Origin of the sequence: Lonsdalea quercina subsp. quercina (genome assembly GCF_000688695.1) — a bacterium.
GTDB lineage: Bacteria > Pseudomonadota > Gammaproteobacteria > Enterobacterales > Enterobacteriaceae > Lonsdalea > Lonsdalea quercina_D.
Genome location: NZ_JIBQ01000012.1, coordinates 75556 through 93942, shown reverse-complemented (window position 1 = coordinate 93942; position 18387 = coordinate 75556). Strand labels below are relative to the sequence as shown.

General features: G+C 56.9%; 13 protein-coding genes and 1 other RNA gene. 7 read left to right on the top strand and 7 right to left on the bottom strand.

Going from position 1 to position 18387, the window contains the following annotated elements:
* Positions 1-7: 7 nt before the first annotated feature.
* Together SB13_RS12790 and SB13_RS12780 are read left to right on the top strand one after the other, a co-directional pair.
* Positions 8-1168: a glutathionylspermidine synthase family protein gene (locus SB13_RS12790; protein WP_026740728.1), complete on the top strand. Its 1161-nt coding sequence runs from the start codon at positions 8-10 to the stop codon at positions 1166-1168.
* A gap of 225 nt (positions 1169-1393) precedes the next feature.
* Complete coding sequence (locus SB13_RS12780; RefSeq protein ID WP_026740726.1) at positions 1394-1948, top strand: tetratricopeptide repeat protein; 555 nt, start codon at positions 1394-1396, stop codon at positions 1946-1948.
* A 70-nt stretch (positions 1949-2018) separates the two neighbouring features.
* Here SB13_RS12780 and ygiD read toward each other — a convergent pair whose 3' ends face one another.
* From ygiD to rsmI, 3 genes are all read right to left on the bottom strand, one after another.
* A complete protein-coding gene (gene ygiD / locus SB13_RS12775; protein ID WP_026740725.1) occupies positions 2019-2801 on the bottom strand; it encodes a 4,5-DOPA-extradiol-dioxygenase in 783 nt (260 codons plus the stop codon).
* A gap of 200 nt (positions 2802-3001) precedes the next feature.
* Positions 3002-3380, bottom strand: an RNA gene (rnpB, locus tag SB13_RS17065) — RNase P RNA component class A.
* 46 nt (positions 3381-3426) lie between these two features.
* A complete protein-coding gene (rsmI, locus tag SB13_RS12770; RefSeq protein WP_026740724.1) occupies positions 3427-4293 on the bottom strand; it encodes a 16S rRNA (cytidine(1402)-2'-O)-methyltransferase in 867 nt (288 codons plus the stop codon).
* A gap of 60 nt (positions 4294-4353) precedes the next feature.
* On the opposite strand from rsmI, the gene SB13_RS12765 reads away from it, so the two are divergent.
* The 4 genes from SB13_RS12765 to dolP are packed head-to-tail and all read left to right on the top strand — an operon-like array spanning position 4354 to position 7956.
* Entirely contained in the window at positions 4354-6387 is a 2034-nt protein-coding gene (locus SB13_RS12765; protein WP_026740723.1) for a penicillin-binding protein activator, read from the top strand.
* Positions 6384-6740, top strand: coding sequence for a YraN family protein (locus tag SB13_RS12760; protein WP_235202414.1), 357 nt, complete (start codon positions 6384-6386; stop codon positions 6738-6740). Before SB13_RS12765 ends, SB13_RS12760 begins: the two co-directional genes overlap by 4 nt.
* Positions 6741-6779: 39 nt before the next feature.
* A complete protein-coding gene (gene diaA / locus SB13_RS12755) occupies positions 6780-7370 on the top strand; it encodes a DnaA initiator-associating protein DiaA (RefSeq protein ID WP_026740721.1) in 591 nt (196 codons plus the stop codon).
* A gap of 10 nt (positions 7371-7380) precedes the next feature.
* Positions 7381-7956 carry a division/outer membrane stress-associated lipid-binding lipoprotein gene (gene dolP / locus SB13_RS12750; protein WP_026740720.1) on the top strand — a complete coding sequence of 192 codons (576 nt, stop codon included), beginning with the start codon at positions 7381-7383 and terminating at the stop codon, positions 7954-7956.
* Between the two features lie 300 nt (positions 7957-8256).
* Here the strand turns inward: dolP and mtgA are convergent, their stop codons facing one another.
* The 4 genes from mtgA to mnmL all read right to left on the bottom strand — a co-directional run bounded on the left by mtgA (position 8257) and on the right by mnmL (position 13239).
* Positions 8257-8991, bottom strand: coding sequence for a monofunctional biosynthetic peptidoglycan transglycosylase (mtgA, locus tag SB13_RS12745; RefSeq protein WP_026740719.1), 735 nt, complete (start codon positions 8989-8991; stop codon positions 8257-8259).
* The gene (gene elbB / locus SB13_RS12740; RefSeq protein ID WP_026740718.1) at positions 8988-9641 is read right to left on the bottom strand and encodes an isoprenoid biosynthesis glyoxalase ElbB; all 654 of its coding nucleotides are present in this window, start codon (positions 9639-9641) and stop codon (positions 8988-8990) included. The genes mtgA and elbB overlap by 4 nt, the downstream gene beginning before the upstream one ends.
* Positions 9642-9871: 230 nt before the next feature.
* On the bottom strand, positions 9872-12217 hold the full coding sequence (arcB, locus tag SB13_RS12735; protein ID WP_026740717.1) for an aerobic respiration two-component sensor histidine kinase ArcB: 2346 nt from the start codon (positions 12215-12217) through the stop codon (positions 9872-9874).
* A gap of 92 nt (positions 12218-12309) precedes the next feature.
* Entirely contained in the window at positions 12310-13239 is a 930-nt protein-coding gene (gene mnmL / locus SB13_RS12730; RefSeq protein ID WP_026740716.1) for a tRNA modification radical SAM protein MnmL/YtqA, read from the bottom strand.
* A gap of 684 nt (positions 13240-13923) precedes the next feature.
* Between mnmL and gltB the strand changes: the two genes are divergently transcribed.
* Positions 13924-18387 carry a glutamate synthase large subunit gene (gltB, locus tag SB13_RS12725; protein WP_026740715.1) on the top strand — a complete coding sequence of 1488 codons (4464 nt, stop codon included), beginning with the start codon at positions 13924-13926 and terminating at the stop codon, positions 18385-18387.

Below are 18387 nucleotides of genomic sequence, written 5' to 3'. Positions count from 1 at the left end.
TGACACAATGAAAAGAATAGCGATAGCGGAACGCCCTGACTGGCGTGAAAAAGCCGCCGAGTTCGGCTTCAATTTCCACACGATGTATGACGAACCTTACTGGTGCGAAGAAGCTTACTATCAGTTCACGCTGGCGCAGATCGAAGAGCTGGAGTCAACGACGGAAGAGCTGAATCAAATGTGCCTACAGGTGGTGGAGAATGTCGTCAACAGCGAAGCGCTGCTGACCCAGTTTCGTATCCCCAAACACACCTGGGATTTCGTGCGTGAATCGTGGAAAAGCCAGCAGCCCACGCTGTATTCCCGACTGGATCTGGCCTACGACGGCGTCAATCCGGCGAAGCTGTTGGAAAACAACGCCGACACGCCCACCTCGCTCTACGAAGCCGCGTTTTTTCAGTGGGGATGGCTGGAAGATCAGATCAACGCCGGAAAACTGCCGCAGAATGCCGATCAGTACAACAGCATTCAGGAACAGCTGATCGAACGCTTCACCGCGCTGCGTCAGCAGTATGGCTTCGGTCTGCTGCACTTCACCTGCTGTCAGGACACCGAGGAAGATCGCGGCACCGTCCAATATCTGCAGGATTGCGCTGAGGAAGCGGGCATCGCGTCGGATTTTCTGTATATCGACGAAATCGGTCTGGGCGAACGCGGCCAGTTTACCGATCCTCAGGATCAGGTGATTAGCAATCTGTTCAAGCTCTATCCGTGGGAATTCATGCTGCGGGAAACATTTTCCACCAAGCTGGCCGACGCGGGCGTACGCTGGCTGGAGCCCGGTTGGAAAAGCATTATTTCCAACAAGGCGCTGCTGCCGTTGCTCTGGCAGATGTTCCCCAATCACCCGAACCTGCTACCCGCCTACTTCGCGGAAGATGCGCACCCACCGATGGAAAATTACGTCGTCAAACCGCTGTTTTCACGTGAAGGCGCGAACATCGAGATCGTCCAGAACGGTCAGCGAATCGCCTCTGCCGACGGCCCTTACGGCGAAGAGGGAAAAATTGTGCAGCAGTACCATCCGCTGCCGAAATTCGGCGACAGCTATACGCTGATCGGCAGTTGGCTGGTCGGCGATAAAGCCTGCGGCCTCGGCTTACGAGAAGACACCGCATTGATTACACAGGACTTATCGCGTTTTTATCCGCACATCATTCTGGATTAACGCTCCCGCAGACGGCGTCACATCCCGTCGTCTGCGCCTCCGCTTTTCTTCCTTATTGGTCCTGTTCTCAGCAAGAAAATCATTTTCGCCCTTTTATTCGCGCTTTGAAAACGTCTCCGTTTGGTTAAATATTTCATCCAGCCACAGTAGAAATCATTGATGACCAGAATCATCTCGATGTGGGCTGTTTTGATTTTTTGATGGACTTGAACACAAGGGACGAACATGAAAAAAACGCTAGTGATGGCACTCCTGGTCGGTCTTCATACGACGGCTTACGCACAAAACGAACCCGCCGCGCAAGATACGACGCCCCACTCTTTGGCACAGGAAATCACCCAGGAAGAACAACGGCTCAACACGTTGAGGGACAAGGCGGAGAACGGCAGCGAAGAAGACCGACATCAGCTCACCGATCAGCTGCTTAGCAGTAACTGGCCGCCATATCGGGCGGAAGGTATCAAATGGTTGAAGCAGGAAGCGGACGCCAACGACGTGCGGGCGCAATTCCGACTGGCCAAGATTTACCTTGGCAGAATGCCAAATGAAAACGATCCGGAAAGTGGACTGATTTACCTGAAAAAGTCGGCTGAAGCCGGTTTTGCTCCCGCCCAACTGCTGATGTCGGTCATATTGAGCAAACACCCGCAGTTGCCGAGAGATTTTGAACAGGCCAGGCAGTGGGCGGAAAAAGCCTTAAACAACCCGGACGCCACACCGCAGTTAAAAGAGGGCGCGGATAACATGATCGCCTTTATTGACGGAAATAAGGCCCCTTAAAGGCGGCCTAACGCGGCGAAAGCGCGCACAACAGCCCGTCGTCAACGCGGCTCTCCGGCGTGAGTGCTGATCAACCAACCTGCACCGAAAGCATGCTGAGAGAGCCCATTTCGATACCGTCGATCAGTACCGACACCGGCTCTTTATCCTGTCGACACCCCAAAACATATAACAGCGGCAGGAAGTGATCCGGGGACGGATTAGCGAGTGCCGCATCCGGGTGCTGCATGAAATCCACCAGCGGATGGCTGTCGCCGCGATAAGTCAGATTATCTCGGACGAACTGGTTAAAGGCGCTAGCCCAAGGATACGGCGCCGCTTCGCCATCCCACTTCACCTGCCGCAGGTTGTGGACGACGTTGCCGCTGGCGACCATCATCACCCCCTGATCGCGCAGCGCGGACAGACGCTGGCCCAGTTGATAGTGATACTCCGCCGGTTGCGTACCATCGACGCTCAACTGCACGACCGGAATATCCGCCTGCGGGAACGCCTTGATTAAGACCCCCCAACTGCCGTGATCCAGCCCCCAATCGCGTTCGTCGAGATGTACCGGCACGGGCGCCAACAGCTGCTGAATCTGCCGGGCAAGCGCCGGAGATCCCGGTGCGGGGTACTGGGTATCAAACAGCGCCTGTGGAAAACCGCCGAAATCATGGATCGTACGCGGCGCGTCCATCGCCGTCACTGCGGTGCCGCGGGTAAACCAATGGGCGGATACCGCCACTATCGCCTTCGGACGGGGCAGCGTTTCACCCAGTTTCCGCCAGGTCTCCGTGTAGATATTGTCTTCCAGCACGTTCATCGGGCTACCATGACCGAGGAAAAATGCGGGCATCCGGGAAACGTTCATAACAGTACCTTTGGTTAGCATCGAAATAGCGTGAGTGCACAGTCGTTACTCTACGCGTCAGATCGTTGGAAAACAGTCGGATAACGATGACCAAAAGCGTCAAAAAATTTGAATTGATACCATCACGAGCAAGGCGTCGGAAGGGGGAGTTTGGACATAAAAAAACCGGCGCATTGCATTTGCAACACGCCGGTCGAAAGTGAGGGAGTCGACCGTTAAGCCGGGTTCTGTCGTGGACAGTCATTCATCTAGGCCAGCAATCGCTCACTGGCTCAAGCAGCCTACCCGGGTTCAGTACGGGCCGTACCATGTGAACCCCTATTTGGCCTTGCTCCGGGTGGAGTTTACCGTGCCACGAACTGTTGCCAGCCGCGCGGTGCGCTCTTACCGCACCCTTTCACCCTTACCTGATCCCGCTTGCGCGGGCCATCGGCGGTTTGCTCTCTGTTGCACTTGTCGTGGGCTTGCGCCCCCCAGGCGTTACCTGGCACCCTGCCCTATGGAGCCCGGACTTTCCTCCCCTCCATCTGTCTCCCTCGAAAGGGACGGCAACGAAGCGGCGACTGTCTGGTCAACTCCGGCGCGGATGATAGGGCAAATCGCCGCCCTTGTCATCCCCGTTGACTCACTTTTCCCCGTCTTGCTCCAGCGCATGACGGTACAGAGCGTTCTTTTTTACGCCGTGGATCTCGGCGGCCAGCGCCGCCGCCTTTTTCAGCGGCAGCTCGGCCTGGAGCAGCGCCAGCGTTCTCAACGCTTCCGCAGGCAACGCGCTGTCGTCGCGGTGATATCCTTCAACAATCAGCACCATTTCGCCTTTACGACGGTTATCGTCCTCTTCTACCCACGCCAGAAGCTCAGCCACCGGCGCGCCATAAATGGACTCCCAGGTTTTAGTCAGCTCACGCGCCAGCACGACATAACGCTGCGGTCCCAATACGGCGACCATATCGCGCAGGCTGTCCAGCAATCGATGCGTGGACTCGTAGTAAATTAACGTCCGCGGCTCTTCCAGCATCGCCTGCAGCGTGTCTTTTCTCGCCTTGGTTTTCGCCGGCAGGAAGCCTTCATAACAAAAACGGTCCGACGCCAGCCCCGCGGCGGACAGCGCGGCAATCGCCGCACACGCCCCCGGCAGCGGCACAACGCGCACGCCAGCTTCGCGGCAAAGCCTCACCACGTGATAACCCGGATCGTTAATTAACGGCGTTCCCGCGTCCGAAACCAGCGCCACGCTCATTCCACTTTGCAAACGGCTCAGCAATTGCTCTGCTTTCTGTTGTTCATTGTGATCGTGCAATGCGAACAGCCGCGCATTAATCGCGAAATGCTGTAACAATAAACCGGTATGACGAGTATCCTCTGCCGCAATGAGATCGACGCTCTTCAGAACGTTCAACGCGCGCTGAGTAATGTCTCCCAGGTTGCCGATAGGCGTCGGGACAATGTAAAGGGTGGAGGCAGAAATCTCCGCTTGTTGGTCTTGATTCATTGTTTCATCCGGGTTGCCGATTTAATATTGAGCATCTCTGAATTTATCACTGGATACAGTATGCTTCCCTTAAATTCTGTCCGCGCCCATACAGGCCGAGTCATTCCTGTCATGCTGGCGGCGCTCGTTCTCGCGGGCTGTCCAAGCCAGGCGCCCCAAAGTCCGTCTAACCAGCAAGTCGCTATCAAGGCTGGCGCCACATCTGATTATTACCTGCAGCAGGTGCAGCAAGGCGGGGATGATAACAAGGCTGACTGGCAATTACTTGCTATTCATGCCCTGATTCAGGAAGGCAAGCTGCCTCAGGCCCTCGCGCAGTGGAGCGCCCTGCCCGCTTCGCTCAACGACAGACAACAGCTCGAACAGCGTCTGCTGAACGCAGAACTGGCGGTTGCTCGCAACGATATGAACGCCGCCAACAGCACGTTGTCCCAGCTGGATGTCAAAGCGCTTTCCAGCCAGCAACAAGAGCGCTACTACCAGGCGTTGATTAGCGCCAATCAGGCGCAGCCGTCGCTGACGCTGCTCCGTGCTTATATCGCTCAGGAACCGCAATTGCAGGGCGATGCCCACCAGCGCAACATCGATATGACCTGGTCTGCGCTCACTCGCCTCAGCCCTCAGACCCTCAGCGCCATCGCGATCAACGCCGACGAGAACACCTTGGCGGGTTGGCTCGATCTGCTGACAACCTATCAAAGCAAAGTCGCAGCGCCTGCCGAACTGAAAACGGCGATTGCCGACTGGCAAACGCGCTATCCGCGTCATCCGGCCGCGAAAACATTGCCGACGGTATTAACACAGCCGCAGGGTACAGGGCCGAATCTGTCGACCTCCGGCGGTATTGCGCTGCTGTTGCCGTTGAACGGTCAGGCGCAGGTCTATTCGAAAGCCATTCAGGCAGGTTTCAGCGCAGCACGTGACGGTCAGGCCATACTGAACGCGCCGGTGCAAACGCCGGCCGTAGCCCCTGCGCCGGGAGACTCCGCGCCCGCCGCGACGGCGAATCAGGCGCCCACGCCAACATCGCCGACGCAGGAACAACCGGCTTCTGAAACACCGGCACCGGCGCCCTACAGCGCAGCCGCGGCGCCTGCACCAGCGTCCAGCAATGTGGCGGTGAAAGTCTACGATACGACCGGACAGCCGTTGACCAACGTCATAGCTCAGGCACAGAAAGACGGCGCCACCATGATTGTGGGACCATTGCTGAAAAGCGACGTCGAGCAATTACCGGCGACCCAAACCACGCTGCAGGTGCTGGCGCTAAATCAGCCGGAGCACGTCCAGCCTAGCCCCAACATCTGCTATTTCGCCCTGTCGCCGGAAGATGAAGCTCGGGATGCGGCGCAATTTATTCACAGCCAGGGCAAACAGCAGCCGCTGGTCCTGGCACCGCGCGGTGGCCTGGGCGATCGCGTCACGGCCGCTTTCGCCGCCGCCTGGCAGCAACAAGGCGGCTCCACGCCGCTGCAGCAGCGCATCGGCGGCACCGCCGAGTTGAAACAGGCCATCAATAACGGCGCCGGTATTTCGCTAAGCGGTCAGCCGATCGTCACCGAATCAACGTCACCTCAGCCACCGTCAGGCACCACTATCGGCGGCCTGAACATTCCGGCGCAGGTGCCGCCAACGCCTGCCGATACCAGCGCGGGCGGTGTGGACGCGGTCTACATCATCGCCACACCAGACGAGCTATCGTTAATCAAACCCATGATCGACTTGCGCAACAAATCACGCGTACGCGCCGCGCTTTATGCCAGTTCGCGCAGCTATCAGGCGGGTCTGGGACCTGATTTCCGTCTGGAAATGGAAGGGCTGCAGTTTAGCGATATTCCGCTGCTGACAGGCGCGAATCCGTCGCTGATGCAGCAGACGACGGCACAGTTCCGCAACGACTACTCGCTGGTGCGCCTCTTCGCCATGGGAATGGATGCCTGGACGCTGGCGAACAACTTCTCCTCATTACGTCAACAGCCGGGCTATCATCTGGAGGGTTCAACGGGGCAACTGAGCGCCACGCCGGATTGCGTCGTGAACCGCAAACTCACCTGGCTGCAGTTCCGCCAGGGACAGCTGGTGCCGGCATCCTGAAGACCCGAGAAACCGGTAACGATTACGAACGACAGGCTCGGCGCTATCTTGAGCGCGCCGGCCTGACGTTTGTCGCCGGCAATGTCACGCTACGCGGCGGCGAGCTGGATTTGATAATGCGCGACGGCCCGATATGGGTTTTCGTGGAAGTACGCTACCGGCGCAACGCGGACTTTGGCGGAGCCGCCGCCAGCGTAACCCGGCGCAAGCAGCAAAGGTTACTGCAGGCGGCCGCCGTGTGGTTATCACGTCATGGCGGCGGCTTCGAACATACCGACTGTCGTTTCGACGTACTGGCCATCACCGGCGACCAGCTGGAGTGGTTGCCGAACGCGTTCGGCAATCAGGAATAATTGGTTAATTCCGAAAACAAAAGAATAGGTTACCCAAACGTGCTGGATAGAATTAAAGTCTGTTTTACCGAGAGCATCCAAACCCAGATCGCCGCGGCAGAAGCTTTGCCGGATGCGATCTCGCGGGCAGCCGTCGCGATGGTGCAATCTTTGCTGAACGGCAACAAAATCCTGAGCTGCGGGAACGGCACTTCCGCCGCCAACGCCCAGCATTTTGCCGCTAACATGATTAACCGTTTCGAGACGGAGCGTCCCAGCCTGCCCGCTATCGCGTTGAACGCCGACAACGTGGTGCTGACGGCGATTTCGAATGACCGGTTGCACGAGGAGATCTATGCAAAACAGGTTCGGGCCTTGGGGCAAACGGGGGATATCCTCCTGGCGATATCGACGCATGGAAACAGCCGCGACATCGTCAAAGCGGTAGAAGCCGCCGTGACCCGCGACATGACCATCGTCGCATTAACCGGCTACGATGGCGGCGAACTTGCGGGTCTGCTGGGACAGCAAGATGTGGAAATCCGCATCCCGTCGCACCGCAGCGCCCGCATTCAGGAAATGCACATGTTGACGGTAAACTGCTTGTGCGATCTGATAGACAACACGCTCTTCCCACACCAGAACGATTAAGGAGTACCTCATGAGGATATATTCTTGCATTGCCGTGCTGTCCGCCGCTCTGCTGCTACAGGGTTGTATCGGCGCGGTCGCTATCGGCAGCGCAGCCGTCGCGACCAAAACCGCGACCGATCCCCGCACGGTAGGGACTCAGGNTGATGATGGCACGTTAGAAATGCGCGTTTCCAACACGCTGGCAAAAGATCAACAGTTGAGTAAGGAAGCCCGCATCATCGCGACGGTGTATCAGGGTAAAGTCCTGCTGACCGGTCAGTCTCCGAATACCGAGCTGTCCAGCCGTGCCAAGCAGATTGCACTAGGCGTCGAAGGTACGACGGAGGTGTATAACGAGATCCGCCAGGGGACGCCGATTAGCCTGGGCACCGCGTCCATGGATACCTGGATCACTACCAAAGTGCGCTCTCAGCTGCTGGCCAGCGATCAGGTCAAGTCCTCAAACGTCAAAGTGACCACGGAAAACAGCGAAGTCTTCCTGTTAGGTCTGGTTACACGCCGCGAAGGAACTGCCGCTGCGGAAATCGCCAGCAAAGTCAGCGGCGTCAAACACGTCACCACGGCGTTTACCTATCTGGAATAGCCCACCGCCCTTCCAAGCTGCCTGACCCGCCTCAACGGCGGGCTCAGGCCCTTACAGCCCCACCAGGCGACTCATGCCGTGCCGTATTTCTCTTTACACCCACTCAAACGACCTTGCGTGCTCATTTTTTCGCTCCGAAGCATCGCCTGTAAACACCGTTAAACAACAGAACATCATGCTGGATTTGCGAATACATTAGCTTGGCTATTGTTTTTTTTGGCTCTCTCAGCGCTATCTATACTGTGAGTAAGACCCAACCCGGCCGCGAGCGCTCGTTTTTTACAAAACAGAACCGTAGCATTATCGCAACTTGTTGTTTTTGAGGAAGGCTTCCCCACCCATCTGGCTCATTTGTCGCAATATCCATTGCTGACGACGGATCACATAACCAGATGGACGATCGACGCGAAACCGGATTGGATTAGGCAGCACGGCGGCCAAAAGCGCTGCCTCGCTGGCGGTTAAGCGACTGACGGATTTATGGAAAAAATGCCGTGAAGCTTCTTCAACGCCAAAGATCCCTGGGCCAAACTCTGCGATATTCAGGTAAACGGTCAGAATCCGACGCTTGGTCCACGCCAGCTCCATCACCGTCGTCAGGCCGGCCTCAAGTCCTTTTCGCACCCAACTGCGCCCATCCCACAACAGCAAATTTTTGACCGTTTGCTGAGACAGCGTGGAAGCGCCGCGAATGCGTCCTTCATTTTCCTCGTTATGTCGCAAAGCGGCATCAATCGCATCGAGGTCGAACCCCCAATGTTGTGGAAACTTTTGGTCTTCCGCCGCGATCACGGCCAGCGGCATGACATAGGCGATCTCGTCCATCGAAACCCAGTCGGAATGCGCGACATAAGAAAAGTCACCGCGTAGCCACGCGCTGATCTGACGATCGATCATTACCGCCGAAAAGGGCACTGGCAGGAATGCAAACAGCGCAATCGCCAGCAGCCAGGCCCCCAGCACGACCACAATGACTCGGAGGATCGCGCGTTTGAAACCACGAGCAATTGGACTTAGGACTCGGCCTGATTTCATTCAGTCAATTCCAAAACATGGGCAACCAGTTTCTCAATCCCCAGAGCCACCTCGCCGATGGAATTCGCCAGCATGTAGGCCGGCGTCGTCACCACCTTGTGTTCGGCATCCACGACAATGTCGTCCACCGGACAAGTCACATGCATTCCTCCCATCGCTTCGATGGCTTCAGCTGTATCAATATCGTTACCAATTGTAAGTCTGACGGGAAGACCCAGCAGTCTCGGCAACATGGCCGGGGAGATGCAAATAAAGCCAATTGGTTTACTTTTCTTATAAATTTCCTGAGTGAGTATTTTTAATTCTTCATCGACCTGACACTCGCTTCCACGGGTCGCAAAATCACTTAAATTTTTCGCCGCGCCGAAACCACCAGGAACAATCAGCGCATCGAGCTGGTCCGCGTCAGCCGCGGAAAGAGGCTGAATGTTTCCACGCGCGATCCGGGCTGATTCCGCAAGGACATTACGCTTTTCGTCAGTCACTTGGCCGCTAAGATGGTTGACGACATGCAGCTGATCTTTGTCCGGCGCAAAGCAGATTGCTTCGGCTCCAGCACGGTCGATTGCAAGTAGAGTCAAAACAGCTTCGTGGATTTCTGAACCATCGTAAACACCACATCCGCTGAGTACGACACCGACTTTTTTCATCATTAAGTCCTCATTTCATTACATCAACTAATTGATTTTTTAATTGACAAACACTAATCTACATCACACATTTTAAGGATACTCGTAACGAGCAACGCCATTTTGTTATGTTGTCAGTTACGTGAAATGTACTTACCGCACTTGCGAGCTAACAAACCTGAAATCAATTGCAGGTGTACCAGTTTCCCTGGTGTTGGCGCATAATTCGCGCACCCCGGCTTCGGTCGGGGTCATTTTTTTTCAGCCTGATCAACCCACGCTTTCAACACGTCAACATCATGACGCCAATCTTGTTTCAATTCGTCAATCCATTCATGCACATTGTCCCACCATGCAGGCAACGTTGTAGTTTGAATCTGTTGCGCCACCTGCTGCAGATGCCGTAACCCGACAGAACCCGCCGCGCCTTTGATTTTGTGACCTTCCTCTGCGATGCCCTTCTGGTCGCGCGCCGTCATGTTGGACTCCAGCACCGCCAGATAACCCGGCATCATCTGCTCGAACATCTCCAGGCTCTGGTGAATCAGCGAGGGGCCGACCAAATCCAGATACTGCTGCAACATGACGACGTCCAACATCGATTCAGCCGCAGAGGCATCGACCGTGCCGTCGGCGACAGCCTCCGGCTCGCTATTTTCGGGACTATCCCAATACTGTTTGATGATCGCCGTGAGCGCGGGAACCGCCAGCGGTTTGCTCAGCACATCGTCCATGCCCGCATCCAGATAGTCTTTTTTGTCCTTCAGTACGTTGGCGGTTAGCGCCACCAGCGGCGGCAACGTCTGCTGGCCGTAACGGGCGCGCAGCTCTCGCGCCACATCCAACCCGGTCATATCCGGCAGTTGGATATCCAGCAGCACCAGATCGAACTCGTCAGGGTCGAACATCGCCAGCGCTTCCTGACCGGTCATCGCCACTTCGACGCTGCTGCCCAGTTTCTCCAGCACCGAGCGCGCGACGACCACGTTCAGTTCGATATCTTCCACCAGCAGTACATGCAATGCAGGCAATGGCAGCGTTTCATCGCCGTTCTCATTCGTTTCCGCCTCCTCCACAATCGGCGCAGACACCGTCAGCGTGAAGCAGGAGCCTTCGCCCAATTTGCTGGCGACCTGAATATCACCGCCCATGTTTTGCGCAAGCCGCTTGGAAACGGCCAGACCAATGCCGGTGCCGGTAGCCGGTTTACCGCCGTTCTGGTCCTTGACCTGGTAATACATAGAAAAGATTTTTTCGAGCTCGTCGTTCGGAATACCCATGCCCGAATCCGCGACCTCGAAACGCAAAACGTTGTGCTGATCGTGCCCAACGCGGATCACAACCTTGCCGTTCTGGGTAAATTTCACGGCGTTGCTCAGTAGATTCCATAGAATCTGCCGCAGACGCGTGCCGTCGGTGATGATGCTCTTAGGCAGCGGCTGCTCGAGAACCATTTCCAACTGCAACCCCTTGGGTTCGGCCAGAAGGCCGCCCAGATTTTCCAGGTCGGCGACGAATCCAATGAAATCCACCGGCTGATTATCCAGCTGGACCTTACGCCGCTCCTGTTTGTCCATTTCGATCACGTCGTTGAAGATATTGCCGAGGGTAATGGCGCTGACGTGGATGGTTTTGAGGTATTTGCGCTGCTCCGCATCCAGATGGGTGTCGAGCAGAATGCGGCTGAGACCGACAATGCCGTTAAGCGGCGTACGAAGCTCGTGGCTGATCGTTGAGATGAAGGTCGTCTTCTCCCTGCTGGCCTTCTCTAACGCGTCCTGGTAGCGCTTACGCTCCGTTATATCGCGGCCAAAACCCATCAGCCCATGTCGCTTGCCCTGTCGGTCGTAAAACGGCACCTTGCGCAACTCGAAACAGGATTTGCGTCCGTCCGGATAAACCAGCCACTGTTCGTAGGTCAGGGACACGTTGTGGCGAAACACCTTCTCGTCCGTCTCGACGACTTTGGCCGCGATATCCTGCGGATAGACATCGAAGGGCGTCAGGCCGATCATTTGCTTCTGGCTCTTGCCCAACAGCAGCTCCATCGCGCGGTTGCAGCCTGAAAACGCCTTATTTTCGTTGCGGTAGTAAACCAGATCCGGCGACGCATCAAGAAAGGAGCGCAACAGCGCCGACTGCTGCTCCAGCTCCACCTGCGCCTGTTCGCGCCGCGCCATCTCCTCGCGCAGTTTGCTGAGCATCTCAAGCCGCGACTTTTCGGCCTTAATGCGGTCGGTGATTTCCTGATTAAGCTGAGCGATGTTGTTCTGCAGTTTGGCGTTCAGATCCTGATCGCGATGCCGCATCACCTCTAATTTGGCCACCAAACGCGACAGGCGCTGTCGAGACTCTTCAAGCTGCTCGACCACTACCGACAGGAAATAAACTGCCCAGGGCGTGATTAGAAGGCCAAAAAAGATGGATCGCACCACATCGATGCGTTCAACCTGACCGCTGAGCAACAGGGTCACCGCCATCTGGACCACCAGCGCCAATAGCACCAGCGCGGAAGCCAGCAGAATGGAAAAGCGAACCAGCCCAAGTCTTACCATTAAATCAACGTAATACTGGGCTAATAGCCGGATTTGCTTCATAGAATTTTTCCTTCATCGAGATCCCGCAAATCATACCGTAAAAGTCATGATGCGCGGGAAATGAGCAGAGGATTTAAGAACGAGGTATGGCGTCAGGCGGGAACAAAACGAAAGGCGTCGCCCAGAGCGGAACCCTGAACGCCATACTGCGACAGATAGCGGTCGATCTCCACCATCGCGGTCCAGCGATTTTCGCACCACAGAGGCGCCAGCAAGGTCGGACGACGGGCGCTGGCGGAGATCCGGTGGAAGACCACGTCCGCGGGCGTATGGCGGATCATTTCACCAGCCGTTTTCACATATTGCGCCAGCGGCAGTTCCGGCAATCGTCCCGCACGCCAGGCTTTGCCCATGGTGCTGCCGTCAACGATATGCAGAGGATGCAGCTTCAAACCGTCTACCCCACCGTCGACGACTCGGCGCAACGTCGACAGGCAGGCGCTCTCGTCCTCTCCTGGCAGGCCGACGATCAGGTGTGTGCAAACTTTGAGACCGCGTTCTCTGGCGCGGCTCGTCGTCTGCTGGTAGCAGTCAAAAGTGTGACCACGGTTGATACGGTGTAAGGTCTTGTCGTTGGCCGTTTGCAGACCTAACTCCAGCCAGACTTCGTAACCCTGCTGGCGATACTCTGACAGCAGATCCAGCACGGCGTCCGGAACGCAGTCAGGCCGGGTGCCCACGCACAGGCCCACCATATCGGCCTGTGTCAGCGCTTCGCGATACATGGCTGCCAGAACCTGCACTTCGGCATACGTGCTGGTATAGGCCTGGAAATAGGCCAGATAGCGCTTGGCGCGGTTGACTTTACCGGCCTGGGCGGACAGCTGTTCGGCGATACTGCGCTGCTGCATCTGTTCGTCGGCGAACGAAGCCACATTGCAGAACGTGCAGCCTCCCCGACCTAATGTGCCGTCGCGATTTGGGCAGTTAAAGCCGCCATGCAGAGTCAACTTGTGAATTTTCTCGCCATAACGACGCTGGAGATCGCCGCCAAACATGTTGATTAATCTTTGTAATTGCATATTCTGACTTTCCTCCTCCGCGGGAGGTGCAGCCTACCTTTTCCTCACGCAGCCTGCGATGACGCCGATCAAGTCCTCCCTCCGCCCCATTTTGAATAATTATTCTGTTTTAGTGCAAATAAAGTCATAAATAGCTTGATTAATTTTGCTAATCACCTGCTCGCGTCGCATTAGAAGTTGACCAGAGATAAAAAAACAGTGACATGAGTTAAAAAACGGAAAGCTATCAGAATAAGATGCCAATAAGTCGAGATAACGCAGCACGTCGGGACAGCAATCCAGCTTTCTTGTAGTGATACAACTCACATTTCATCCGCGTTTCGCGTAGATACAATGTCTTCTTTTTGTTGATAAAGTCCTTATTTATCATAATCATAAGTAAATATTATCCCTGAAATACCGATTTGTGTAGGGGATTTGACCTGAACAGGGTTTCTCGCTAATTTGGGAAATGGCTGGAAGCTTTCCTGACGAGACTACGACTCGTCATATTTATGCAGTGACAAGAAGACTCCCTCATCAAGCAAGTCATCACCCCTTGTGAGACCGTCACGAGAGTCCGGAAACAGAGAGCGACATTTTCCGCTGAGATATTCACTCTCAGTGAGGGGTCGCTCGCGGTAAAGTCGCCTGCATTGGGCTGGCGATGAGGCAGTCATACAGAGCCTGGGGAGGTTCATTCATATGTTGTACGATGCATCCCAAGAAAAAGACAACTGTGGCTTCGGACTAATCGCCCATATAGAAGGTGAGCCGAGCCACAAGGTCGTGCGTACCGCCATACACGCACTGGCCCGTATGCAGCACCGTGGCGCGATCCTTGCCGACGGCAAGACCGGCGACGGCTGCGGCCTGTTACTTCAGAAACCCGATCGTTTCTTCCGCCTGGTCGCGGAAGAGCGCGGCTGGCGGCTGGCGAAAAATTACTCCGTCGGCATGATGTTCCTCAGCCAGGACGAAGCGGTCGCCAAAGCGACCCGCCGGATTGTGGAAGAAGAGCTGCAGAACGAGACGCTGTCCGTTCTGGGCTGGCGCGAAGTGCCGACCAATCCGGATGTTCTGGGTGAAATCGCCCTCTCCTCCCTGCCGCGTATCGAACAGATTTTCGTTAACGCCCCCGCCGGCTGGCGTCAACGCGATATGGAGCGACGCCTGTTCATGGCCCGTCGCCGCATTGAAAAACGCGTGCAGGATAAAGATTTCTACGTGTGCAGCTTCTCCAATCTGGTGACGATCTATAAAGGTCTGTGCATGCCGGCGGATCTGCCGCGCTTCTATTTGGACCTGGCAGACCTTCGTCTGGAATCGGCTATTTGCCTGTTCCATCAGCGTTTTTCGACCAATACCGTGCCGCGCTGGCCGCTGGCGCAACCATTCCGTTATCTGGCCCACAACGGCGAAATCAACACAATCGCCGGCAACCGCCAGTGGGCTCGCGCTCGTGCTTACAAATTCAAAACGCCGCTGATTCCGGATCTCCGTGACGCCGCGCCGTTCGTCAATGAAACCGGTTCGGACTCAAGCTCGCTCGACAACATGCTGGAGCTGTTCCTCGCCGGCGGTATGGACATCGTGCGCGCCATGCGCCTGCTGGTCCCGCCCGCCTGGCAGAACAACCCGGATATGGATCCTGAGCTACGCGCGTTTTTCGACTTTAACTCCATGCACATGGAGCCGTGGGATGGTCCGGCGGGCGTGGTGCTGTCTGACGGCCGCTACGCCGCCTGTAACCTCGACCGTAACGGGCTGCGTCCGGCGCGCTACGTCATCACGACCGACAAGCTGATCACCTGCGCTTCCGAAGTGGGGATCTGGGACTACCAGCCGGATGAAGTGGTGGAAAAAGGCCGCGTCGGTCCCGGCGAGCTCATGGTTATCGACACGCAGGAAGGTCGCATCCTTCACTCCGGCGAAACCGACAACGACCTGAAGAGCCGCCATCCCTACAAAGAGNGGATGGAGAGAAACGTCAAACGTCTGGTGCCGTTCGAAGAGATGCCGGACGATCAGGTCGGACAGCGCGATCTGGACGACGTGCAGCTTGAGGCCTATCAGAAGCAGTTCGGCTACAGCAACGAAGAGTTGGACCAGATCCTGCGCGTGCTCGGCGAGAACGGCCAGGAAGCCACCGGCTCAATGGGCGACGATACGCCGTTTGCGGTGCTTTCCAGCCGTCCGCGCATCGTCTATGACTACTTCCGCCAGCAGTTCGCGCAGGTCACCAACCCGCCGATCGACCCGCTGCGGGAAGCGCACGTAATGTCGCTCGCCACCTGCATCGGCCGCGAAATGAACGTCTTCAGCGAAGCGGAAGGACAGGCCTACCGCCTGAGCTTCAAATCGCCCATTTTGCTCTACTCCGATTTCAATCAGCTGATCCATCAGGATCAGGAGCACTACCGCGCCGACCAGATTGACCTCACCTTCGATCCTCAGCAGCAGACGCTACAGGAAACGATTGAGAAACTGTGCGACGAGGCAGAAAGCAAAGTACGCGACGGTACGGTGTTACTGGTACTGACCGACCGCGCGATCGCCAAAGATCGCCTGCCGGTGCCCGCCCCGATGGCGGTGGGAGCTATTCACAGCCGTCTGGTCGAACAGAGTCTGCGCTGTGACGCCAACATCATTGTTGAAACGGCGAGCGCCCGCGATCCGCATCATTTCGCCGTATTGCTCGGCTTTGGCGCGACCGCGATTTACCCCTATCTGGCGTACGAAACGCTGGCCCGCATGGTGGACAACCGCACCATCGATAAAGCGCACCGGGTTGTGATGCTGAACTACCGTAACGGCATCAACAAAGGCCTGTACAAGATCATGTCCAAAATGGGCATCTCAACCGTCGCGTCTTACCGCTGCTCACGGCTGTTCGAAGCGGTTGGCCTGCATGAAGACATTACCCACAGCTGTTTCCCTGGCGTAGTCAGCCGCATCGGCGGCGCCAACTTCAGCGATTTCGAGCAAGATCTGCGTAATCTGGCTAAGCGCGCGTGGCTGAAACGCCAGCCGCTTGAACACGGCGGCCTGCTGAAATTCGTTTATAACGGCGAATATCACGCCTATAACCCGGACGTCGTGAAAACGCTGCAAACGGCGGTCCAGAGCGGCGAATACGGCGACTATCAGCATTACGCCAAACTGGTCAACGAACGTCCGGCGGCGACGCTGCGCGACCTGCTGGCGCTGAAGCCGCAGGAGAAAAGCACGGCTATCGCTCTCGATCAGGTAGAACCCGCCTCAGAGTTGTTTAAACGCTTCGACACCGCCGCCATGTCTATCGGCGCGCTCAGTCCGGAGGCGCACGAGTCGCTGGCCGAGGCCATGAACACGCTCGGCGGCTACTCCAACTCCGGCGAAGGCGGCGAAGACCCGGCGCGTTATCGCACCAACAAGGTATCGCGCATCAAACAGGTGGCCTCCGGCCGCTTCGGCGTAACCCCGGCCTATCTGGTCAACGCCGACGTGATTCAGATTAAGGTGGCTCAGGGCGCCAAACCGGGCGAAGGCGGTCAGTTGCCGGGCGACAAGGTGACGCCTTACATCGCCAGATTGCGTTATTCCGTCCCCGGCGTGACGCTGATTTCGCCGCCGCCGCATCATGATATCTACTCTATCGAAGATCTGGCGCAGCTGATTTTCGACCTGAAACAAATCAATCCGACAGCGATGATTTCGGTGAAGCTGGTTTCCGAACCCGGCGTGGGCACCATCGCCACCGGCGTCGCGAAAGCCTATGCCGACCTGATCACCATCGCCGGCTATGACGGCGGCACCGGCGCCAGCCCGCTGACCTCTGTGAAGTATGCGGGCTGCCCGTGGGAATTGGGTCTGGTGGAAACGCAGCAGGCGCTGGTCGCGAACGGTCTGCGTCACAAAATTCGCCTGCAGGTCGATGGCGGACTCAAAACCGGGCTGGATATCATCAAGGCCGCGATCCTGGGGGCGGAGAGCTTCGGCTTTGGCACCGGACCGATGGTGGCGCTCGGCTGTAAATACCTGCGTATCTGTCACCTGAACAACTGCGCCACCGGCGTGGCCACCCAGGACGACAAACTGCGCCGCGACCACTATCACGGTCTGCCGGAACGCGTGATCAACTATTTCCATTTCATCGCGCGGGAAACCCGTGAGCTGATGGCCGAGCTGGGCGTCAGCCAATTGGTGGACCTGATTGGCCGTACCGACCTGCTAACAGAGCTGGACGGGTTTACCGCCAAGCAGAATAAACTGGATTTGGCGCCGCTGTTGAAGACAGCAACGCCGCATCCGGGCAAGGCGCTGTACTGCACCGAGAACAACCCGCCGTTCGACAAAGGGGTGTTGAATAAAGCGCTGCACGAACAGTCCAAGCCTTACGTCGAAGCCAAACAGAGTAAGACGCTTTACTTCGACATTCGCAACACAGACCGCTCCGTCGGCGCCACGCTCTCCGGCGCTATCGCTGAACAATACGGCGATCAGGGGCTGGCAAGCGATCCGATCAAAGCCTACTTCACCGGCACCGCAGGCCAGAGTTTCGGCGTCTGGAATGCCGGCGGCGTAGAGCTGACGCTGACCGGGGATGCCAACGACTATGTCGGTAAGGGCATGGCGGGAGGCATGATTGCCGTTCGCCCGCCCGTCGGCTCCGCCTTCCGCAGCCATGAAGCCAGCATCATCGGCAACACCTGCCTCTACGGCGCCACCGGGGGCAAGCTGTTCGCCGCCGGACGCGCAGGGGAACGTTTCGCCGTGCGTAACTCCGGGGCCATTACCGTGGTGGAAGGGATCGGCGACAACGGCTGTGAATACATGACCGGCGGCATCGTCTGTATTCTGGGGCGCACCGGCGTGAACTTCGGCGCCGGGATGACCGGCGGCTTCGCCTACGTGCTGGATGAGGACGGTGAGTTCCGTAAGCGCGTTAACCCGGAGCTGGTCGAAGTCCTGAATGTCGATAGCCTGGCGATCCACGAAGAACATCTGCGCGGCATGATTACCGAACATGTTCAGCACACCGGCTCATCACGCGGCGAAGACATCCTCGCCAATTGGCCGGTATGGGCGGCGAAGTTTGCACTGGTGAAACCCAAGTCCAGTGATGTGCAGGCGCTGTTGGGTCATCGTAGTCGTTCCGCAGCCGAGCTGCGGGTTCTGGCGCAGTAA